Origin of the sequence: Aeribacillus sp. FSL K6-8210 (genome assembly GCF_037963925.1) — a bacterium.
Classification (GTDB): domain Bacteria; phylum Bacillota; class Bacilli; order Bacillales; family Aeribacillaceae; genus Aeribacillus; species Aeribacillus composti.
In genome coordinates this window covers 1,203,268-1,224,851 of sequence record NZ_CP150172.1, presented here as the reverse complement: position 1 = coordinate 1,224,851, position 21,584 = coordinate 1,203,268, and the positions used below count along the sequence as shown (strand labels likewise).

The 21,584-nt window shown below is 38.4% G+C and carries 15 protein-coding genes and 5 pseudogenes; 6 read left to right on the top strand and 14 right to left on the bottom strand.

The features are described from left to right. Positions 1 to 32: 32 nt before the first annotated feature. The 3 genes from NSQ41_RS06035 to NSQ41_RS06025 all read right to left on the bottom strand — a co-directional run bounded on the left by NSQ41_RS06035 (position 33) and on the right by NSQ41_RS06025 (position 2,578). Positions 33 to 1,529 (bottom strand): TIGR02677 family protein, encoded by a 1,497-nt coding sequence (locus tag NSQ41_RS06035; protein ID WP_339194824.1) that lies wholly within the window; start codon positions 1,527 to 1,529, stop codon positions 33 to 35. Between the two features lie 18 nt (positions 1,530 to 1,547). After that, positions 1,548 to 1,811 (bottom strand): hypothetical protein, encoded by a 264-nt coding sequence (locus NSQ41_RS06030; RefSeq protein WP_063386432.1) that lies wholly within the window; start codon positions 1,809 to 1,811, stop codon positions 1,548 to 1,550. Positions 1,812 to 2,455: 644 nt separating this feature from the next. Continuing rightward, on the bottom strand, positions 2,456 to 2,578 hold the full coding sequence (locus NSQ41_RS06025; protein WP_261308773.1) for a hypothetical protein: 123 nt from the start codon (positions 2,576 to 2,578) through the stop codon (positions 2,456 to 2,458). A gap of 409 nt (positions 2,579 to 2,987) precedes the next feature. Between NSQ41_RS06025 and NSQ41_RS06020 the strand changes: the two are divergent. Together NSQ41_RS06020 and NSQ41_RS06015 are read left to right on the top strand one after the other, a co-directional pair. Then, a pseudogene (locus NSQ41_RS06020) lies at positions 2,988 to 3,508 on the top strand (type II toxin-antitoxin system PemK/MazF family toxin). Between the two features lie 870 nt (positions 3,509 to 4,378). Continuing rightward, positions 4,379 to 4,717, top strand: a complete 339-nt coding sequence (locus tag NSQ41_RS06015; protein WP_144597540.1) for a thioredoxin family protein — start codon at positions 4,379 to 4,381, stop codon at positions 4,715 to 4,717. Between the two features lie 648 nt (positions 4,718 to 5,365). Here the strand turns inward: NSQ41_RS06015 and NSQ41_RS06010 are convergent. Together NSQ41_RS06010 and glcD are read right to left on the bottom strand one after the other, a co-directional pair. After that, a complete protein-coding gene (locus NSQ41_RS06010; protein ID WP_339195704.1) occupies positions 5,366 to 6,682 on the bottom strand; it encodes a (Fe-S)-binding protein in 1,317 nt (438 codons plus the stop codon). Then, on the bottom strand, positions 6,682 to 8,094 hold the full coding sequence (gene glcD, locus NSQ41_RS06005) for a glycolate oxidase subunit GlcD (RefSeq protein WP_063386437.1): 1,413 nt from the start codon (positions 8,092 to 8,094) through the stop codon (positions 6,682 to 6,684). The genes NSQ41_RS06010 and glcD overlap by 1 nt, the downstream gene beginning before the upstream one ends. Positions 8,095 to 8,228: 134 nt before the next feature. Here glcD and NSQ41_RS06000 point away from each other — a divergent pair, with 134 nt between their 5' ends. Next, positions 8,229 to 9,359, top strand: coding sequence for a sugar diacid recognition domain-containing protein (locus NSQ41_RS06000; RefSeq protein ID WP_339211216.1), 1,131 nt, complete (start codon positions 8,229 to 8,231; stop codon positions 9,357 to 9,359). Between the two features lie 396 nt (positions 9,360 to 9,755). On the opposite strand, the gene NSQ41_RS05995 is transcribed toward NSQ41_RS06000, so the two are convergent. The 4 genes and pseudogenes from NSQ41_RS05995 to NSQ41_RS05980 form a co-directional block, all read right to left on the bottom strand. Next, positions 9,756 to 10,328: a DJ-1/PfpI family protein gene (locus NSQ41_RS05995; RefSeq protein WP_063386439.1), complete on the bottom strand. Its 573-nt coding sequence runs from the start codon at positions 10,326 to 10,328 to the stop codon at positions 9,756 to 9,758. Between the two features lie 56 nt (positions 10,329 to 10,384). Continuing rightward, a complete protein-coding gene (locus NSQ41_RS05990) occupies positions 10,385 to 11,095 on the bottom strand; it encodes an iron-sulfur cluster assembly protein (RefSeq protein WP_339211215.1) in 711 nt (236 codons plus the stop codon). A gap of 68 nt (positions 11,096 to 11,163) precedes the next feature. Next, entirely contained in the window at positions 11,164 to 12,192 is a 1,029-nt protein-coding gene (locus NSQ41_RS05985) for an amidohydrolase family protein (protein WP_339211213.1), read from the bottom strand. A 268-nt stretch (positions 12,193 to 12,460) separates the two neighbouring features. Continuing rightward, positions 12,461 to 12,631: pseudogene (locus NSQ41_RS05980) on the bottom strand (NAD(P)-binding domain-containing protein); the annotation flags it as partial. A gap of 408 nt (positions 12,632 to 13,039) precedes the next feature. Here NSQ41_RS05980 and NSQ41_RS05975 point away from each other — a divergent pair. The 3 genes and pseudogenes from NSQ41_RS05975 (at position 13,040) to NSQ41_RS05965 (ending at position 15,089) form a co-directional block, all read left to right on the top strand. Then, positions 13,040 to 14,239 (top strand): annotated as a pseudogene (locus tag NSQ41_RS05975) (GTP-binding protein). Between the two features lie 20 nt (positions 14,240 to 14,259). Continuing rightward, on the top strand, positions 14,260 to 14,802 hold the full coding sequence (dcd, locus tag NSQ41_RS05970; RefSeq protein ID WP_094245416.1) for a dCTP deaminase: 543 nt from the start codon (positions 14,260 to 14,262) through the stop codon (positions 14,800 to 14,802). Positions 14,803 to 14,846: 44 nt separating this feature from the next. After that, positions 14,847 to 15,089, top strand: a complete 243-nt coding sequence (locus NSQ41_RS05965) for a 30S ribosomal protein S14 (RefSeq protein ID WP_339211211.1) — start codon at positions 14,847 to 14,849, stop codon at positions 15,087 to 15,089. A gap of 848 nt (positions 15,090 to 15,937) precedes the next feature. Here the strand turns inward: NSQ41_RS05965 and NSQ41_RS05960 are convergent. The 5 genes and pseudogenes from NSQ41_RS05960 to NSQ41_RS05940 form a co-directional block, all read right to left on the bottom strand. Then, positions 15,938 to 16,817, bottom strand: a pseudogene (locus tag NSQ41_RS05960) (IS982-like element ISGth1 family transposase). A 1,031-nt stretch (positions 16,818 to 17,848) separates the two neighbouring features. Continuing rightward, entirely contained in the window at positions 17,849 to 20,179 is a 2,331-nt protein-coding gene (locus tag NSQ41_RS05955; RefSeq protein ID WP_339211209.1) for an IS1182 family transposase, read from the bottom strand. Positions 20,180 to 20,385: 206 nt separating this feature from the next. Continuing rightward, a pseudogene (locus NSQ41_RS05950) lies at positions 20,386 to 20,454 on the bottom strand (class I SAM-dependent methyltransferase); the annotation flags it as partial. 10 nt (positions 20,455 to 20,464) lie between these two features. Further along, positions 20,465 to 21,298 carry a nucleotidyltransferase domain-containing protein gene (locus NSQ41_RS05945; RefSeq protein WP_100660515.1) on the bottom strand — a complete coding sequence of 278 codons (834 nt, stop codon included), beginning with the start codon at positions 21,296 to 21,298 and terminating at the stop codon, positions 20,465 to 20,467. A gap of 99 nt (positions 21,299 to 21,397) precedes the next feature. Then, positions 21,398 to 21,550 (bottom strand): hypothetical protein, encoded by a 153-nt coding sequence (locus NSQ41_RS05940; protein ID WP_339199336.1) that lies wholly within the window; start codon positions 21,548 to 21,550, stop codon positions 21,398 to 21,400. Between the last annotated feature and the right edge of the window lie 34 nt (positions 21,551 to 21,584).

Sequence of the window (21,584 nt, the reverse complement as noted above, 5' to 3'; positions counted from 1 at the left end):
TTCATCAAACCCTTGCTCCGTCTTTTCCAATGTTACATCTCTCCCTTTTCGAGGACATAAAGTTCATAATTCGGCATCGTAAGTGTACCGTCAGAGGCTTTCAATTGAATCGAGGAAGAGTCCTTTTGCAAGATTTTCACTTTCCACCCGTTTTCCGTTTTTACGACTCCGTCTTGTTTTGTCATTGATTTTGCTATCCAGCTTAACAATGTTTTTCGAATGTGCGGTTCGATCACCGGCAACTCTCGTAATACGATTTTATTGTCTTGAATGAGGTTCTCTAACTCTTCTTTCTCACGTTTTTTCTCCAGCAAAAATTTCACCTTCATCTCCTGTTTCTCTTTTTCATGTGTTTCGATCGCTTCCGGCTTTTTCTTTTCACGGTAATGGCGAACGCGAGGCTTTACCGTCCATTCTGTCGGCTCTTCTTCCCAAATATCGCGATAAAAGTTTTCTGTTGCATCGTTCTCTGTTATGAGATGCTTTGTATGGAAACAGCCGAAAACAACAGAGGATAGTCGGTGGGCATCTACTAAACTCGGAAGCTCGGAAAACCACTTTGCTAAATGGAGAAAATCTTTCTTGCGGCTGCGGAAATTGTGATGACGTTCCCCCAGCCTTTGCACGACCCGGGTCATGCGGCGAATGGCTTCATTCGTTTGGTGCTGAAGAAAATACAATTCACTTTCACGTCCTTCTCTGCCTAAAAACCATTCTTTTAGACCTCTCCACTTTTCGAATAAATCTTCTTCAAGTTGTTCTTTCGTCACTTCCATTTCTTCTAATCGAGGAATCGTCATTTGATAATCAGCAACAATTGCGACTAGTTTGTGAACATCATCTTCTGCGATATCTTCCAACAACTTTTCAATTTTTAACGATGTTTTCTGTAAGGCAACGATGAAATCGCGTAAATATGTCGTAAATTTTTCTTTATATACAAGAAAGGCTTCCGACATCATTCGTTCTTCCGTGTTCTCACTGTTAAGGTAAGCGATGTAATCTGCAGAATTTTGAATGATTTTTTTGAAATAATCGAATGTTTCTTCCCAATTTTGATTAATCTCTTCTCGTTTTTCTTGAAAATCGTTTTGTATAATATTTTCTATCCGAACGAGTGAAGAGTATAAACGGTCAAAACGCGTTTTTTCTAAAGATCCTCCGAATGAATCCCCTAGCTTCTCTAACGTGCGGATCATCCTCTCAATTTCAACCGTGTAAGGACTGCATTGATAACGAAACCGTTTCTTTTTAAATTCTTCGATTGTGCGAATATTCACCGTCTCTTGCCGAGCAATTAAGTTTTTCCATTTGACAAGCTGATCTAAATCCTGCTGGAGATCGTCTTCAGTATAGTTCTGAAACTCCTTATGTTCTTTTAAAAATGCAAATACTTCTTCAGGAAACAAATATTGCCGCATTCGTTCATGCTGCATATAAAAATATCGTAAAATCGCCCGATAGCGATAAGCATTGTCCGTTGCCAAATACTTTGCTTCCGAAATCGGCTTCAGCCATGAAGAATCCATTATGCATCACCTTATAAATTATGTTTTTATTTCTATTGTAATAGATTTGCAGAGAGATTGAGACAAGATTTTGATGGGGATTTTTTTGCTGTTTTGATTTTTTGGGTATATTTCGTTTTTACGATCTGTTTTGTAAGCGTTCGCCAACCATCTCATCCTGTTTGTATGTGCCTCTTTTGTTTTTTTAAATCCTTTCAACACTTTTAATGCTTGTAAATCGGTGTTCCTGCCGTTTTCCGAAATACTCCCGGCAAGCGGTGATCCACGCGGTTCTATCTCCATTGAGAAAACCAGTCCATCATCGGGTCATAGCTGTATTCTTCCATCATAAACCCTTCAAGCCCTTCCTACACCGGCTCATTTCGTCTGATGCACATAGTGACGTTTGTTTACCAAGGGCACTCATGATCGATGTACTTCAACACCTGTTGAAGCAGTTCCCCGAAGGTTTCTTGAATCATCGAAAATAATTCCATTTCGATCTCTTTTAATGTTTGCCCACCTCTCTTTTCTCCTTGTGTTTGGTTTGTGCACTTATCACAATACAGGAAGAGAGTCCTTTTTGCATTTATTTTGCCTTTCCCCCTACCATTTAAGAGAAACTCCTGCTTCTAACGGAAGGATCTTATCTTTCTCCAACAAACATTTTACTCATACAGAGCGAAGATGCATATGAATGCTAATTTAATAAATGTACAATTTTGATTCTCGCATGAATACTGAACTTGAGGGAAAAGAGGATGCATGCGAAATGAACAATCACAAAAGAGATGAAGAGACCAAAACACTTTTTCTTCTTTTGCTCTTCCTCTTTGGCCACAGTGATCATTTTGTGTGTCTCCATGGATTCCTTTAGAAACCGCGTGAGAAGTTCATCCCTTTCCTTTATGTATTTCTGTTGTTGATCTAACCTCATCATGAGTACTTTAGCAGATCGTTTTGTTTGGCACCATCACTTTTAACGTTTGTATATTATCGTTATAACGATCTAATTCCCGTTTTGTCTTCATTTCGCAAACTGCTACGTTTGATTGTCGAACACATGCCATTACTGCTTCTGCCGCTTGTTTCTGGCGTCATATCGCTGCTCTGTTTTATCTCCATAAAACGCTTCAAGAATATAATGTCTTTTCTAAATAGCCTCGCTCCCACCCGCGTCTTGCTTGGAGAATGAGAGCATACTTTCTTAAAGCAGATTCCTTCATTCTTAACTAGGTACACACGTCTCTCGGTTCAATCAATATTAGTCCTTCGTCTATATCACTAGTCAAAACACCGATACATTCTGTTATAACACTGTTATATAATCATTCTATTGATGTTTCGGCATACCCTGCAAACGACAAAATAATGGGAATGTATAGCGGAAAAAATATTGAAGCTTTAACAAACTTTAAGATCATGACGTGATACAATCATGAGTGTGACGGTATAAAACAAAGGGAAAGGGAGAAGAAGATGGAATCAGATGCAGTAAAACAGGAGCGATGATTAGTTTAAAAAAAGCTGACAAAAAAGCTAAACTAGACAAATGGTATCCCAATAAGATCACATTAGCTAATGAATGGATTGAGAATGAGCAAACGCAAATGAAACGACTGATCGTTCAAGGGGCCATTTTCACTTGTGAACTCGGGGAAAATATCGGCACAGAGCAAAACGGAGAACGACCGATGCTTGTCCTTTCTAATGACAGAATTAACCGTACATCCGTTAATGTTAAGATAGCTCCTTTGACTACAAAGTTAAAAACCAAAATTATAACAGACCGGAAAGGAAAAACAAAGGTATCGCCAAAACTTGCGACACATTATTTTCTCAAAAAGGAAGTCTATCCGTTTTTAACGCAGACTTCCGCCGTAAAGGTGGAAGAATTAACGACAGTCAACAAAGTAAGACTAAAGCAACATATCGGCAATATAAACAAGGATGATTTAAATAAGATTATGAACCGTGTAAAATGGGTATTTAATCTGTAACGTACTTACAACGTATTGACAGTGTATTAATCATGTATTGACATTTCCCAAGATTTTTCTATACTTAGAATACAAAATAAGTTGTCTGTCTCGTCACAGACCTTTTCACACGTGAAAAAACGTGGATTCGTTTGTGTTTTCTAACGGAGAGGAGCCTAAATGGTTCCTCTCCTTGCATAATATCAGCAAAAAGCTCATAACTTAATGATAAGTTGCCTGCCGCGTCGCAGGCCATTTCACCCCGTCAGCGGGGGATTCATGTTTTTTGCCCCAGTACTTAGGTGCTGGGGGTTAATGTATTTATTGGAGAAGATTTCTCTCGAAGAAAATCTACATAAAGGTCTGCGATGTTGAATGATTCCGCATCAAAGCGGCTGAATGACTTGTGTAATTCAACATAATTAATGTACGTGTTCACTTACAAGGGGTAGAAAAGAGCATCCGTTGATTTTGCTGCCAGCTGCCTAATAAATAGAAAAAGGTATTTTTGCCCAGCAGATCAACGAACAAGAACAATACAAAGGGCAATAAGTTAAAATTTCTTTGTTATATACAAGAAAGACTTCTAACATCAATTCGTTTTTCCGTGTTCTTTAATGTTAAGGTAAGCGATATCATCCGCACAATTTGAAATCATCGAACGTTTACTCTCAAATTTGATTCATCACTTCCAGTTTTTGTTCATAATCAGTTTTTCAAATATTTCTATTCAAACGATTAAAGAATAGAAGCCGTCAATACACATCTTCTAAAGCCCCTCCAAGTGAATCTCCTGCTTCTCAACGTGTGAAGCATCTGTTCAATTTCTTTATACCTTCCTATGGTATAATGTAGTAAGTTTTTTGATCATGAAAGGAGACGAAATGAATTTTGCAGACAAACCATGATTTATTTTCCATAGAAGATGTCGAGCAATTTATTAATAGTCATCATTTGGCATTTTTATATATATCCAAAACAAATTGCAGTGTTTGTCATGCTTTGCTGCCAAAGGTGGAAAAAGTGCTGGCTGAGTTTCCAAAGATTCAAATGGGCTTTATCAACGTCGATGATATTCCGAGCATAGCCGGTCACTTATCCATATTTACCGCACCTGTTTTAATTTTGTATGTCGATGGAAAAGAGGTTTTGCGAGAAGCGAGGTTTGTTCATGTTGAGCAGTTTAAGGAGAAAGTGAAGAAAATTTATTTTTTAGCGGAGCAATCGTAACTTGTTTGCGGGTGAAGGCACCTTTTGGCTGAGACGTTTCACAGAGGCGGAATGCTAACTAATGTATTCCATGAGCGGAGTCTTCTACACATAGGGGCTGTCTAATAAGTCGATTTTCCGGCTTATAGACGCCCCTTTAATATTTTAGAAACGTTGATATATCAATGCTTATGATGTTTCATTTTCAGTGGATTTTGACTTTCTGGACAGCCCCAAAAAATGTTCTTGTTCTAAAAGGGAATGAGCCTGCTTAAAGTTAGACTGGATCATCAAACGAAAGCAAACTTGCCAACGCCGCAAGAAAAATCTCCAATGATAAAAATGAGGTCTGGAATAAAAAGAGATGTTTAGTTTTTTCATGGAAAATCTAAATGTTTTGCCAACCGTAAAATCTATCTTGATGGCGGTTGAAATAACGGAATGCATGCGCGGTACATTCCGTTTCTTTTCTTCATTTTATGTTGAATTTAACTTAAAATCAGACACAGATGCTTCCGAAGGTCTGAGACACTTGAGTAGAAGCTACTTCAAACAAGTCCGCTTCTTAGAGAAAGTCCTCCCCCATAATCATCTGAACAAAAAACTGCAGCTTAGCAATTAAACATTCACATTAAGTTTCAAAATTACATCAAATATAGTGCTTGTTCGTTATTTCGCTGCTTCTAACAATAGATCCACAATATGAACAGCTTTTACATCCTTTAATCCTTCTCTTTCAATTCCTAGCTTCATTTGCATGAAACATCCTGGATTAGCTGTTACTATTGTAGTGGCTTTGGTTTTTTTCATTTTTTCCATTTTCTGATCTAAAATTTCCATGGATGTTTTCGGTTCGACAATGTTATAAATGCCTGCAGAGCCGCAGCAGCTATCGGCATTTTCCATTTCTGTGAATGTTACTCCTTTAATTGAACGAAGCAATTCTCTAGGAGCTTTTGACGTTTTCATGACGTTTCTCAGGTGACAGGAATCTTGATATGTGACGACTTGTTCAGGAAGTGAAAGGCGAAATTGTTTGTGAAAATCAAGCTCATATAAAATGGACGTAATGTCTTTTATTTTTGCAACAAATTTTTCAGCGCGCTCTGACCATTGCGGATCATCTTTTAATAAGTGATCATATTCAATCAAGAAAGCGCCGCAGCCACCTGCGTTTGTTATAATATAATCTACTTCGTTTTTTCCAAACGCTTCAATATTTTGTTTTGCTAATTCTTTCGCTAGTTCTTTTTCTCCGCTATGACCGTGCAAAGCTCCGCAGCATGCTTGTGTTTTAGGAATAACAATTTCACACCCGGCTTTTTGCAATAATTGAATGGTTGCATGATTTGTTTCGAGAAACAACGTGTCCATTAAACATCCGGAAAAGAAAGCAACAGTTGCTTTTTTCTCTCCTTTTGGCGGGAAATATTCAGATCGCTGTTTCAGTGTCTTTCTCTCAGGAACATCAGGTAATATTTTTTCCATTTCCCGGAGATGATATGGAAACAGTTTCATAAATCCTATTTTACGTGCCGCTTTTTGAAGTCCAGATTTTTGATAAAATCCAACTAAGCTAGTTATGTTGATTAAATTACTTTTTTTAGGAAATAGTTGTTTAAAAACTACATTTCGAACTGCCCGCGCAGGTAAAGAATGCTTTTTATTTTGGTTAATTATGTCTCTTGCTTCTTCTAATAAATGTCCATAATTCACACCCGATGGACAAACCGGCTCACACGCACGACATCCTAAACACAAGTTTAAAGACTTTTCAAATTCATCATCCGGTTGAAGGACCCCATCATAAACTGCCTTCATTAAGGCAATTCTTCCTCTTGGTGATTGGCTTTCTTTATATCCAGACACAATGTAAGTTGGGCAAGATGGCAAACAAAAACCGCATCTCATACAATTTAACAGCTCATCTTCGTCCATGCGTTCCTTGAAATCTCTTTGGATATTTTGCTTTTCTGATTCTGTCATCATTTTGAGATCACCACTCGTTTTCGTGTATCCTTTGCAAATAATTTCCCAGGATTCATAATATTGTTTGGATCCAATGCAGCTTTGATCGACTTCATCACATCGATGCCAGATTTTCCTAGCTTCCATTCTAAATAAGGCGCTTTCATGGCTCCTACTCCATGTTCTCCAGTAATTGTTCCTCCCAGTTCAATGGCCTTTGCAAATATTTCAGCAAAAGCTTTTTCCACCCGTTCCATCTCATCTTTCTTCCGAATATCTGTCGTGCAGGTAGGATGAAGGTTTCCGTCTCCCGCATGACCAAACGTGCATATTTTTACGTTATGTTTTGCGGCTATTTCATTAATGGCTTTGACCATTTTGGCAATTTCTGATCTTGGTACAGTCGCATCTTCTAAAATAGTAGTTGGTGCTAGTCTGGCTAAGGCGGACAAAGCGGTGCGTCTCGCTGTTCGTAAAGCTTCAGCTTCTTCTTCTGACTGGGCAATTTGTACAGATACGGCGTTTTCACTCCTGCATATTTCTTCCATGACCTTCATATCTTTACTCACATTTTCAGGCGTTCCATCTTGTTCAATCAGTAATACGGCTTGAACGTCTGTTGGCAGTCCGATTTGTGAATAGTCCTCCACTACTTTTAGCGTCGGCTGATCTAAAAACTCTAAAGTTGCCGGAATTACTTTATTGGCAATAATTTTCGATACGGAACGCGCAGCAGCTTCTAAATCTTGAAATAAAGCAAGCATTGTCTTTTTTGATTCAGGCAGTGGGATCAGCTTTAATGTCGCTTCTGTAATCACTCCTAACGTTCCTTCAGAACCTATAAATAAGCGCGTTAAATCATACCCTGCCACATCTTTTGCTAGCTTTCCTCCTGTTCGAACAATTTCCCCATTAGGAAGAACCGCCTCTAGCCCCAGCACATAATCACGAGTTACTCCATATTTCAGTCCTCTTAATCCTCCAGAATTTTCGTTAATATTTCCCCCAATTGTAGATATTTTCATTGAGCTTGGGTCTGGTGGATAAAACAAACCTTTTTGTTCCACCGCATGGATTAAATCAAGTGTGATAACTCCCGGTTGACATGTGACGGTTAAGTTTTCCTCATCGATCTCTAAAATTTTGTTCATATGTTTAAATAGAAGAACGATTCCTCCTTCAACAGGACAAGTGCCGGCGCATAAGTTCGTACCAGAGCCCCGCGGAACAATCGGTATTTTATTTTCATTACATAATTGCAATATTTTAGATACTTCCTCTGTATTTCTAGGCGAAACGACCGCATCCGGAATCGATTGAAAATTTGGAGTCGCATCATACGAATATACTAACCTTTCAACTTCCGAATCTTCAAAATTTTCTTCTCCTACAATATTTATGAATTCCCTCTTTATATCAGGAGCAATCATTCAAACCCCTCACTTTTATTCTTTTCGTTTTATTATAAAGAATGAGAGTCATATTATCTATGTATGATGATATAATTAACATACCAAAAATGCCTATTTTATTGTCTTTTTAACCAAAAGGGTGGTGATACGAGTTGCAATTATCCCCAAAGCTGGCTGCTAAAATTATTTCAGAGGTTCAGGACGTAGTCAAAGAGGATATTATATTAGTTGATATTAATGGGATCATCATATCCTCCACTGATGAGAGTCGGATCGGCTCTTTTCATGAAGGAGCTACGATTGTTATTAAGTCCAAACAAAAGCTTTACATTGATCAAATCAAAGCACAAGTGCTGAAAGGAGTCAAAGCAGGAATCAATATGCCCATTATGTTTCATAAGAAGGTAATTGGAGTGATCGGAATAACTGGCGAACCGAAACAAGTGGAGCCTTATGCGGACTTAATTAGAAGAATGACAGAGCTCATTATACAAGAAGCATATTATACTGAAAGAAACGAATGGGAAATAAGAGGAATAGAATCGTATCTTTATGAATGGATCAATGCTTCATCTGTGGATAAAGATTTTTTAGAGCGCGGGTTTATGTTAGGCATTCCTGTGTATGACACTCATGTTTGCACACTCATGGAATTGGAGATACACACATTAAATAATTACGATATTCATCGAATTCAAAAAGAAATCATAGAATTGTTTTATTCTATCTTCGGGAAAGAAAAACATTTTATTGTTCGATGGGGGCAAGAGCGCTTTTTAGTATTAAAAAAGATGGATGCTTCTTATAAACAAAATTATTTTTACAGTCAGTTAAACGATTTAAAAAAAAGATTCGAAAACAGATACAAAAGCACTTTAGCTATTGGCATAGGAAAAACAGCTTGCAAACACATGATCAATAAATCTTTTAAAGAAGCACAAAAAGCATTAAAGGTAGCGCGAAAAAATAAAGGCATTGTATTTTATGAGGATCTTATATTAGAAATCATCTTGGAAGATATCCCATCAGAGATGCAAAAAGATTTTTTGAAGCAAACCATTCATATGATGGAAAAAGATCAAATTCTAATCGAAACGTTACAACACTATATGAACAATAATCAATCGATCAAAAAAACAGCAGAGGAAATGAATATCCATATTAATACACTGCACTACCGTTTAAATAAAATCGAAGAGCTGACAGGAATTAACCCTAAAACAACAGAAGGAATTGTCATATTTTATATATCGTTACTGTTATTAAATTCTTTAGACCGTTAAGTCCGTATAATTTGATCGAAACGGGAGTGAATGAAAAAAGACAATCGGCAAATGTTGTTCGGGGAGACGACCGGCAGGAAAACTTGGGATTGCTACCATACACCAAGTATTAAGTCCATAGTGTCTTTCAATGGGCAATTTCCTTTTTAGACAAGTAATTAGGAACTGCTCTAAATGTGGAGAACGTCTGGACACATGTTTGACATTCCAATGATTTTCTCTAACTGTCTCATTTGAACGTCACTCAAATCATCCTCATTGGATTTTCTCCGCTTACATCTTGGATTCGATGATAAACGTATTTTTCCTGATGAAACAAAAAATCCCGAATATCGAACTTTTTTCAAGTATCCGATATTCGGGGGGCATTTTCAAATACATCAGCCCTTTTATGTTTTAAACAGCAGACTTTTCTCTTACATTCAACAATTTAAAGAATTCTCTCATGAATCCCGGTAAATCCGGCCAAGCGTGGCCCGATACAATGTTCCCATCCACATGAAGCATTTTTTCCACATAAGTAGCTCCTGCTGCTTCCACTTCTGGTCTACAAGCAGTGTAAGCTGTCATCTCTCTTCCTTTGATGTATTCTCTTACAGTTGTTAAGACTAATTGTCCATGACAGATCACCCCAAGAGGTTTATTTTCTTTTAAAAAGTGAGCAGCAATTTCCTGAACCTTTGGATTCATACGAATATATTCAGGCGCACGCCCTCCTGGGATAATTAATCCATCATAGTCGGCCGGATTAATCTCATCTACTGATGCATGAGATTCGATTTTATATGCCCATTTTTCTGTAAAAGTCTCCATTTCAGGAAGGAAATCATGGACAACCGTCTGGAGCTTCTTTTTAACAGGTGAGGCAATTGTACAATTAATATTTTCTTCAATACAACGATAATAAGGATAAAACACTTCTAATGCTTCAGCAGCATCGCCAGTAATAATAAGAACATTTTTACTCATCTTACATCACCTTTCCTTTTATTATGAAATTATTTGTACGCTGTAAAAATTATGAATCATTTTGCCAAACTGCCTTCATAAGCAGCAGACAAATTATATCGTGCCTCCAACAATCCCCGGCAATAATGCGCATTAAACTCCATGCTCAACCTTGTCAGCTTGGCGCCTTTCAAGTAATCTGAAAACTCTTCTTCAGTCAATGGTTTCCCTTCTGGAGTTGTTATGGCAAATGTACTTGAGTGATGGAATACTTTTTTCTTCTCCAAATATTTTTCTCTTAACAGCCTCCCTTCTTCGGGCAGGGACAGTTCATTCAGTTCTTGTAGAGATAAAGACGTAATTTCTTCCTTTGACATTCCTATTTTTAGTAGATATTTCATCAGTTTCTCTTGCCTTGCATAGTAGGCTTTTATATCAAAAGTTTTGCGCAATTCTTCAAGGTCTCCGTCAGATAAAGCGCCGAAGACTTCGCTAAATGATTTTCCTGCTGATGCTCCGTGATTAATTTCATCGGATGCACAATGATCCAGTAAATGAACTTGAACCGTTTTTACCCATTCTAACTCAGACACATATTTCCTTATATCTTCAGCCATGATGTATGCAAAGTTAGGAGAACACCAATAAGTTGGAAGACGAATGACTACTTCAACATGATTGTCTTTAATTACAATATGGTCGATAAATCCCAACTCTGTTAACGGCTGATCAAGTTCAGGATCATACACTTTTTCAAGCATGCTATACACTTGCTTTTCTTTATCCATTAACTTCGATGCACCTCCCCATTCAATGGATTAGATAAGTCTTTTAATAAGTTATTCCCTCATTTCAGTTATGCTGTTTGTTTAGATAATTTACAATTTTTTAACTTTTCTTTTTGTTTTTCGATATCAATGTTATATAATCTCGCTACATTTCCTGCTAAAATCTTTTTCTTAACTTCCAAATCAAATGTAACTCCAGTTTCTTCTTGTATATCTTCTGGAAGTTCAAATTCAAGAAACTTTTCAATGATCCACTTCGGTTCCCATATAGCATAATCACTTCCAAAAATGATTCGGTCTTCATCAAGCCAGTACAACAATTCACTAATAATCTGAGCAAAATAACGAGGTCGAGTATGAATTAAAGCAATGGCAACTGACAAACCTGCATAGACATTTTTCTCTTGTGTAGCAATCCAACAAAAATCTTCTAATCTTGGAAGTCCTACGTGTTCGACAATAAAGTTCAGTTCAGGGAAACAACTTGCTGCATCATCAACATCTGCTACGTCAAATGCATCCCGATTTAAAGGAGTGATCGTTGGACCCTTATGAATATGAATATTTCTTATCCCCAGCTCTTGGCATTTTTCAAGATATCTTTTTGACCAGTCATCAGATAGTTTATAGCCCTTTGAATTACCGTACCAATCAGCTGTATATAACTTGACACCTTGCCAGTTGTATTTTTCTTTATTTTCTTCTAATTTTTCTAAACCTCGTTCACCATGTCGGGGATCGAATGTTCCATTGCAAATAAAACGATTAGGGTACTTTTTTGAAAGTTCCTCATTTGCATCAAAATTACCAAAACCATTTTTATAAAACTCTTTTAGAAGAACTGGTTGGAAAATCGCCATATCCACATATCCTTCAATAAACACATCATTCACAAGTTTTTCTGGAGAATACTTTACGAACTCATCTTTCGGCCACCAATATTCTTTCGGACTTAGATTTTTGTGATAATCATAAAAGCAACTAATAAATTGTTCTCCGTGGATATTCAATTGATTCTCCTTACTTCCATCCCATAAGGCAATGTGTGCATCAATAATAAAAATTTCTTCACCATTAGATGTTTTGATCAATTCCATTCCCCCCTCACATTAGATTAATTTAATTAATTGAAAGCGGTATCATTTTTTACGAATATTCATTGATGTTTATCAGGTAATAAAACTTTATTTTCTTTTTATTCAGAAATTTTTAATCAAATTATACTTGGTTCATCCTCAATTTGATATATACACTTAAACAAAAAAACAACCATTTCTCCAGCAATTTTTTGGGTGATTAAACAAATTTTTTATAATCAAAAACAGACAGCGAAACAGCGTTTAAATCTAATGCACCAAATCCTTATCCTGTGAACGATGGCGTAATAAATCTCATCTCCTTCGGCTATTGCATAAACGGTGACCCAATACGGTCACGCTCTAAAATTCCGAAATTTTTAATTCCTAATTGTTTTAATAATATCCCCATTCCAATCCCGGCAGGACCCGCTCCTACGATTAGAATAAAAGGGTTCATCTCTTTTCCACTCCTTGAAAATAGTAAAAACTATACCATCTAAAACGGAATTTGTGAATGGATAATCTTTTTTCCATTTATAAAAGCATTGTGCACATTGATTTCAAGCTTCCAGAAATTGTTCATGATGTGTATTGTACGATTGTTTTGTAGAAGACCTTTCTCTGAAGTACTTTTTGGCAGCTATGGATGGATTGCACCAACCGTTCTGCTTTTATGTATATCGTTTAATATTCGGCTTGCGGCATTCTAAATCAATACTCCCACAGTTTATTTTGCATTTACGAAAAAAATATGTTTAAATATTATATAAATCGTAATGATTACGATTTATATAAATTGGTTTTCAATTATCTCGAACCAATCTGAGGTCAAAGAAAAACTTTAATTGTTGAAAGGAAGATGACAATGGATAAAAAAATACCTGTGACCGTTTTAAGCGGCTACTTAGGAGCAGGGAAAACTACCATTTTGAATCATATTTTACAAAATCGCCAAGGGCTCAAGGTAGCCGTTATTGTGAACGATATGAGCGAGGTCAATATTGATGCTGAATTAGTCAAACAAGGCGGAGAGCTTTCAAGAACTGAGGAGAAGCTAGTCGAAATGTCAAACGGATGTATTTGCTGTACATTAAGGGAAGATCTATTAATTGAAGTAGAAAGGCTCGCTAAACAAGGAAATATCGATTATATCATTATTGAATCGACTGGAATTAGTGAGCCAATCCCAGTTGCTCAAACTTTTTCATATATTGATGAAGAACTAGGAATCGATCTGACGCGCTTTTGTCGATTGGATACGATGGTGACGGTTGTAGATGCCAATCGATTCTGGAAGGATTACCAGTCAGGTGATCGGCTATTAGATAGAAAGCAAGCGTTAAGTGAAGACGATACTCGTGAAATCGCAGACCTTCTTATTGACCAAATTGAATTTTGCGATGTGCTCATCTTGAATAAGTGTGACTAGGTGTCTGAAGAAGAATTGGCAAAGCTGGAAAAGGTATTAAAAACATTGCAGCCAAAAGCGAAACTTATTCGTACTGTCAAAGGTGAGATTGATCCTCGAGAGATTTTAAACACTGGACTATTCAATTTTGAGGAAGCAAGCTCTTCAGCTGGATGGATCAAGGAGTTAGAGCAAGGGCATGATCAGCATACACCGGAAACTGAAGAATATGGAATTTCTTCCTTTGTTTATTCAAGACGTTTGCCTTTCCATTCCGAGCGCTTTTACAATTGGCTTCACTCCATGCCCGAAAATATTGTAAGGGCAAAGGGAATTGCATGGTGCGCAACTAGAAATAACCTTGCCCTTTTGATGTCACAGGCAGGACCTTCTGTTAGTATTGAACCGATCTCTTATTGGGTCGCTTCTTTACCGAAAGAAGAGCAGCAGCAAATTTTAAAGGAAAACCCTTATTTGCTGGACGAGTGGGATGATCAGTTCGGAGATCGGCAAACAGAATTAGTATTTATTGGAATAGATTTACGCCCTGAAGAAATCATAAAGGAATTGGATAAATGTTTACTAACCGACGCTGAGTTTGATCAAGACTGGTCTACTCTTCCAGATCCATTCCCTTGGAATTTACAAAAAGTGTAACTGGAGGAAGGAAAGAAGGAATGATTTTATCTGGAAAAACTATTCTTGAGAAAATTCAACATAAAGAATTGGTCATTGATCCCTTAACAAAAGAGCAAATTCAACCTGCTTCAGTAGATTTGCGCCTTGGAAATCATTTTCTTGTGATGGATGAGCACGCCAATGCTCATCTATCATTAGAGGCGAAAGCGAAATATAAAGAAGTAGTGGCTGAAAACGAGAAAATTGTCATTCCCCCCTTCTCTTTCTTGCTTGCTACTACTATAGAAACCATCGAGCTGCCGGAAAATCTTACTGCTTTCGTAGAAGGAAGAAGCTCGATCGGCCGCTTAGGGCTATTTATTCAAAATGCCGGTTGGGTTGACCCGGGATTTAAAGGACAAATCACGTTGGAACTGTTTAACGCGAATCGCCTACCGATTGAATTAACGATAGGAAGAAGAATTTGTCAGATTATCATTTCTAAAGTTGATCAAGAAGCAAAACCATACAGCGGAAAATATCTATTTCAAAAAGGAGCGACAGAAAGCCGAATTTTTCAAGACGATGATGTCACGCAATAATGAGGAATTTTCAATAATAAATGATATGACAGGAAGGACGAACATTGGCTAAAAAATCAAAAATAGCGAAAGAAAGAAAAAGACAAGAATTCGTTGTTAAATATGCTGAGCTAAGACGAGAGCTAAAGGAGAAAGGGGACTATGAAGCTCTTCAAAAGCTCCCCCCTATCCGTCTAAAAAATCGTTGTGAAATTACCGGAAGGCCAAGAGGTTATCTCCGTAAATTTAAGCTGTCGCATATTGCATTCCGTGGGTTAGCCTACAATCGAGTAGGAGGGAGCGATTAACTCCCGTCCTCTCACACCACCGTACGTACGGTTCCGTATACGGCGGTTCAATTAAGATAATTGACGCAAGTCTTTATAACTTCCGTGAATAGCTGTTCTCTTTATGCCAGTGGTCACTCCACCCTCCAAGAGATCTCCCACGGGATTCACCGCTTCCTCCCTCAAGTGAGGTACTACGTTTTCTGTGTTCATCATGACTCACTGAATGCCAAGGGCTATTCTCTCTTAATTGTTCGGTCCTTCTTAGTTGTTCTAGACCAACTAATACTATGACCTCTGCTGACTTCTGACGGTTCAGCTATCTATCACTAGATAGGTTACCAAGGTTACTTGGCGTGCCAGCCAGACCTCCCCGGGTAAGAGTGTAATCTTTCCTTCCATCCATCTGCTTCATTTACTCTGTATCACCTTCGGCAGAAAGGGCTTTGTTTTGTCTTGCAAACTCACCCAGTGATACCTAGCCTCATATGAAGTTCGTGTTCCTCAGACCGGAAGTTTGCCGCTCGCTTCCTTCAGATTCCGCGTCACCACGGACACCCTTGCGTTAAGCTAACTGCTACTTCTGCCTTCGCAGCTCGGGACTTTCACCCTATAGATTACACCCATGCCGGGCGCACAAGGACAAATTCCAGGCGTCAAAAAATCAAGCTGGTGAGTCAAAAATATTTCACCAATGTCTAATAGTCTGAGGAAATAAGAGCGAGCGTAAGCAAAATTGAGCTCTTTATTTCCTTTTGCTTTTTTATAAATAAAAATTGGAGTTGATTTTCATAAAGAACTTTTTTGTTGGCGAGATCAAATTTATTCTGAACATATATAATATAATAACCCGTGGTGCTAGTTGAGTCTTAACGCTCAACTAGCCCAAGAACAACAAGGGAGTAAGCCAGTAAAATACCATCCAGTGCCGTTTCAAATCCAGAAACCGAGTTCGCTCGAATCTCGGTGATCCGATACGAATCGACTAAAATCGAAAACACGGTTTCAATCACTTTGCGTTTTCGTTTCATCCACTGTTTCCATGCGTCGGATTGGAGAATTCGCTGATTTTTTCGAACGGGCGTCCAAAAAGCGACTCGATGCTCTTCGTACAGCTTCTTTTGCAGTTTTTGGCTGATGTACCCTTTGTCACCTAGGTTATATGGATGTGGAATTTGCGTCATGACGGTTTCAGCGGCCACCCGGTCGTGACAAGACGCTTCGGTGACAACATATCCCATCGGAAGCCCTTGGTCGGTGACCTGCAGGTGAAGTTTCAACCCATAGAAAAGTGATCCTTTTGGAAGCACAATAGCCAATATCCGCAATTCCACGAAACCGTTTGGCGCGATACATTCGGGATGAATGACACAGCTCGATCGGCAAACTGTCCACGACCGCATACGCATGGTGTTGTCCACGCTTGGCCAGCTGGTGCCGCATCCACTTGATCGCAAAGCCAAGCGCTCGGCAGCGACGGTTGTATCGAGAACGTTCAGGGAACAAGTCCTTGGAAAACAAATTCCCGATCACAAACCGGTGCCAAGCCCGTTCGGAAGTGAAGCCTAACAACTTTCCAAGGACATGGACGGCGATGATGACCTCGTCCTTCTGTTTCAACAAATGAAGATTTCGACGTTGAAGATGAATCTGGATACTCGATAGTTGAGCTGATACAAAACACAAAATCGATACATATTGTTTTTGAAGTTTGGCTCGATCTGTTGTAAAATGAAAGTGCTCTTGCATGTGAATTCTCCTTTTAAATGTTTGGTCGCACTTTCATTTTAAGGAGATCCTCATGCAAGGGCTATTTTTATGCTTGTCTGATTTTATCTAGCACCACGGGTATAAAGATAGAAGAAAGCAAGCATCAAAAGCGCTTCGGAAAGAAAACCAAACATTCCTTTCGAACGCTTCAAGATAATCGAAAAAATCGTACCTACCATCCCTGTGGTGACTACAGTCGTTATAAAAAATGTCAGGATAATTTTGAGCGAAGAGAAGGTTCCAAGTGAATGAATACGCACATCAGTTGTCAACGAAATAAGATGCATGACTGCATAAAAAAGCAGGAAAGGAAATGAAATAATAGCTAAGCACATGAAGAATACAACAGTTATTGCAAAGATGTGATCGGAAACAGAATAGTTCTTTCCCCTTTTTCTTTTCTTTATTACATACAACCCCTTTTTGTAAGTTTATATATATTGGATAATAGATGTTGCAACTATTCAGCCTCATAAGAGGAACGAGATCTTCATATGATGAAAGGCGAAGAAAATAGTTCGGACACAATCCAGCGAAACATCGTACCCACACTCATGAAACACGAACAAAACGTTTGGTGTCTACTGTTGATGGACGAAACAATAGTGCATATTCCGTCTAGAAACGCCCTTTTTGTGCTAGGCTTCTTTAGCCGCTGTCTTCTCTCATTAAGCTCAAGGCGCATGAGCATGCGCAAAAACCCTTTTCCCCTTCCATTGCACTTAACAAAACAGCAGCCACCGATGATTTTAATAAATATACTAGCGCCACGGCAGTTGATACAATTAAGGATCGTTAGCAATGGATTGAAATAAATGAATAACAGGGCCGGACAAGCCGCCCCACGTTCCTTACCTCACGGATCTTCGCCACAAACTCAACGTGGCACGAGCTAATGGATTATCTCTTAAACATTGCGTTTGCGGGAACATAGCAATGGTTTTTTCTCATTTTCGAGAACTTGTCTGTTCATAGAAACAACTCAAATTTTAGAAGATCACCTTTTCTTCTTATTTAGCATTTGAATCGTTCGTCCGTGCTAAGATTTCCTGCACGATTGATGTTTTCGCATCTGCATAGTGCTGAACGTGCCGCCATTTATTCTTTGCCAAACTTCGCTTCACTTGCGCATATTTGTCACGGTCGCTCTCGTTCGAGCGCAACCAATCTCGAAATCGTAACATTTTATCGATTTCAGACGTTCCCTTGCTGAACACATATAAGTTAATGTCAGTATCCGGTCCTTTAAATAAACGATGCTCGAACCATTCAGGTTCTCGAATTCGCAGTCGATAGCCAGCTGCTTCCAATGCCGGAACATATGATGGCTCGTCTGCAGAATCCTCCACAACCAGCAGCATATCAATGATTGGCTTGGCACAAAGTCCTGGCACCGAAGTTGAGCCAACATGTTCGATTTGCAATGCTTTGCTGCCGAGTACGGAACGAATCCGTTTTGCTTCCCGTTCAAACAATTCAGGCCAACGCGGATCGTATTCGACAAGAGTAATCGGTGCATTGTGCGGTTTCAGTTCACCCACCGTAAGCTTCTGGAGTTCCTCATCACTCCTAGGTGTAAAGGGCTTGTCTAAAAAGTCCATAAAAACAGAGCGAATGGAGAAAACAATGAGTTTTTCCATTCGCTCTGTTTCCTTATTTTTGAAATTGGTTTGGGAATTTGCGGCCCATTTCAGTATGTTGTGGGCCATTGCCACAATCCCGAATTCTGTTCGGACTTTATGAAGCCCCCGTAACAGAAATCGAGTGAAACGCAAATTGCCCTTGATGTTACCGAACACACTTTCGACATCCACTTTACGCTTCGCATAAAGAGCTGCCTTTTGTTCGTCACCAAGAGCTGCTTTGGCTTTCGCTTTCATTTCTTCATAAATCGTGTTCCAATATACTCGACGATTTCCTTTGGCTTTCGTACACCCATTCTTCAACGGGCAATCCGTACAATCTTCACACTCGTACACTTTCAAATCTTGTATGTATCCAGATGCATTTTTTCTTTTTTGATAATACTTGAATACGACTTTCCGATTGTTCGGACAGATAAAGCAATCGTCTTCTTCGATGTATTTCCAGTTTTGTACTTTTGATAAATCCTTTTTAAACTTTTTACTTTGTTCCTTCAAATAGGTTTGGTATGGGGCTAATAATTCAAAACGAGGTTCTTTTTCTTCGCCAATCGCATATAAATAGTTTTCTTCACTCGCATATCCTGCATCGGCAATGACATACTTGAGTTTCTTTTCCTTCGGCATCGATTCCAATAACTTTTCCATAAATGGTTGGAAACAGCGAGTATCTCCTGGATTTTGATAAATTTCAAATCCCACGATAAATTGATGTTGTGTGGCGAGTTGAACATTATAACCCGCCTTGAGTTGGCCGTTTTTCATATGGTCCTCTTTCATTCGCATAAAAGTGGCCTCATGGTCGGTTTTCGAGTAGCTATTTCGTTCACCTAGAATCTGTTTTTGTACTTTGTATTTTCGTAATCGTGGAAGATAATCCGTTTGAATCGTTTTCAGTTGTTTGGTGAGTTGGGATTTTTTAGAGCGAAGTTCTTTTTTTCTTTCTTTGTCTTCTTCCTGTTTATAATCTTTTTCCAAAGCTTCTATTCTCTCAGAAAGTTGTGCCGATGATTTTTCTAATTCTTCTTCTAATTGTTCTTCTTTTAATTCCTCCAAGGCGATTTGGTGCGCTTCTTGTAGAAACGATTGAATTTTGGCTCGTAGTTTCTGATCATATTTTTCTACGGATTTTCGCCATACAAACGTATATTTGTTGGCATTCGCTTCTATTTTCGTACCATCCACAAAAATATGGTCGAGGTCGATAAGTCCTTGTTCTACTAGTTGAAGGACAAATTGTTCAAATACAGAATCCATCATGTTTGACATACGAACACTACGAAAATCATTTATTGTGCGATGGTCAGGGGTTTGCAATCCCGCCAACCACATCATCGGAAGATTTTCTTTCACCATTTGCGCTATTTTCCGACTTGAATAAACATTTTGAGTGTACGCATATAAAATCACTTTCAATAACATTTTAGGGTGATAGGGTGCACGACCCCCACCAACATAATGAGTATACAACACTTCATCCGGAATCGATTCCACCATTTCATCCACTAAACGGGCGACATGATTTTCAGGAATATACATTTCGATATCTAAAATGCTCATGACTTGACGATTGCAATAAGGTTGGAAAACTAGTTTTTTGCGTTTCTTATTCTTTTGAACCTCTATTTTTTGAATACCCTCTAGAGTCATTTCTAATTGCGTGTTATAATTTTCTTGAATAGTCATTTGATTATTCATAAGAAATCGTCCTTTCTGTAGAATGTTTTTTGGTCAATTTCATTCTATAAAAAAGGACGATTTTTTTGTACCCTAAAAACAGAAAAAAGGGCTGAGCCCAAGGTCGATTCAATCGACTTTTCGGACAGCCCCATCATGCCACACTCCTTTGCTGTTTATTGTTGAGGGGACAGACTGAAGCGATCACTCATGATGATCCAGTCTTATGTTCCATCAGCAGTAAAAACAAGATGTTCAACCGTAAACATCAAATTACCATCGGACTTCAGCATTCTTCCCCTCATCTCAACAGTGATTTATCTCCGATACAAGTTGTTTCACTTCATTGTAAAGCTTCTCCGTCATGTCGCAGCATTCCATAAGCGAAGAACCAAGTAGTTCAAAAATGCGATTCACCTTTTGCGCATAGTTCTCAGGTTTATGCTCAAATGTTTCAATCAGCTTGATTGCCTTCTTTTCGTTAATGCAATAAGCATGATTGCATGCAAATATTACTTGATTTAAACATGAAATCATACGAAAAACATGGCCTACAATATAATATTTATCATTTGCTTTTACATTTTTCTTTACAAACAATAAAGAAAATTCTGCTTCAAACATAAAAAAGTCAATTAAACTTTTCCGCAAGGCAGCGGGATAAGTTTCTGCCCGTTTTTTTAATTGGCAGAAGGTTTCATCCTTCGCATATAGTATTTTGCTGATCGCCAATTCCCCCCGATACATGGCACTGATATAACCATGGGGATGCCCGGTCTGATAATCGGCAGTGACCATTCCTTGCTCGGTTTCTTTGATGATTTGTTCCACACGTTTGATATCACGTAAAATGAAATCGACATGATACCCGTTGATGACCAGCCACCCGCCTCCATTCACCCACTTCCCCCATGCTCCGGGAGGGAAAACAAGGTTGCTTCTACGCTCGTCGTCCAATTCTGCAGCAACCTGGTTCATCGCATTGAGATCAAATAATTCTGCGTTGTAATAGATACCGATATCAATATCCGAATCCTCTTCATGAGTCCCCCTTGCACGAGAGCCCCCCAACACAACGCCTTCAATAAAAGGAAGACAGGATAACTTTTCTGCTACTGATTGAATCATATGATTGACCATCCAAGCCCGCACCTTTCGTCAATGACCTTCCATAAAATTCCCATCAAATCTTTTTCCATTATACCTCATAAATGAAGATTAACCAACTGCAAATGTTGATCACGCTGACACAAAAATTTGGGCAAAACTGGCCGAAGCAGAGAGCCAACTTTGAATAAAATGATCATCAGCTGGTTGATCACGATACTCATAATAATAATTAATAAGGTCAAATAATTGTGATAAAACTTTCACTTTTTCTACCTTATCCATTTTATTCACCCTTTATATATTTCTTACTCAGGAA

Bases quoted from the DNA above. Each gene is read 5' to 3' on its own strand.
- NSQ41_RS06035 (WP_339194824.1), bottom strand. From the start codon at position 1,529: ATGGATTCTTCATGGCTGAAGCCGATTTCGGAAGCAAAGTATTTGGCA.
- NSQ41_RS06030 (WP_063386432.1), bottom strand. From the start codon at position 1,811: ATGGAGATAGAACCGCGTGGATCACCGCTTGCCGGGAGTATTTCGGAA.
- NSQ41_RS06025 (WP_261308773.1), bottom strand. From the start codon at position 2,578: ATGGCATGTGTTCGACAATCAAACGTAGCAGTTTGCGAAATGAAGACA.
- NSQ41_RS06010 (WP_339195704.1), bottom strand. From the start codon at position 6,682: ATGACAGAATCAGAAAAGCAAAATATCCAAAGAGATTTCAAGGAACGC.
- glcD (WP_063386437.1), bottom strand. From the start codon at position 8,094: ATGATTGCTCCTGATATAAAGAGGGAATTCATAAATATTGTAGGAGAA.
- NSQ41_RS05995 (WP_063386439.1), bottom strand. From the start codon at position 10,328: ATGAGTAAAAATGTTCTTATTATTACTGGCGATGCTGCTGAAGCATTA.
- NSQ41_RS05990 (WP_339211215.1), bottom strand. From the start codon at position 11,095: ATGGATAAAGAAAAGCAAGTGTATAGCATGCTTGAAAAAGTGTATGAT.
- NSQ41_RS05985 (WP_339211213.1), bottom strand. From the start codon at position 12,192: ATGGAATTGATCAAAACATCTAATGGTGAAGAAATTTTTATTATTGAT.
- dcd (WP_094245416.1), top strand. From the start codon at position 14,260: ATGATTTTATCTGGAAAAACTATTCTTGAGAAAATTCAACATAAAGAA.
- NSQ41_RS05955 (WP_339211209.1), bottom strand. From the start codon at position 20,179: ATGAATAATCAAATGACTATTCAAGAAAATTATAACACGCAATTAGAA.
- NSQ41_RS05945 (WP_100660515.1), bottom strand. From the start codon at position 21,298: ATGGTCAATCATATGATTCAATCAGTAGCAGAAAAGTTATCCTGTCTT.
- NSQ41_RS05940 (WP_339199336.1), bottom strand. From the start codon at position 21,550: ATGGATAAGGTAGAAAAAGTGAAAGTTTTATCACAATTATTTGACCTT.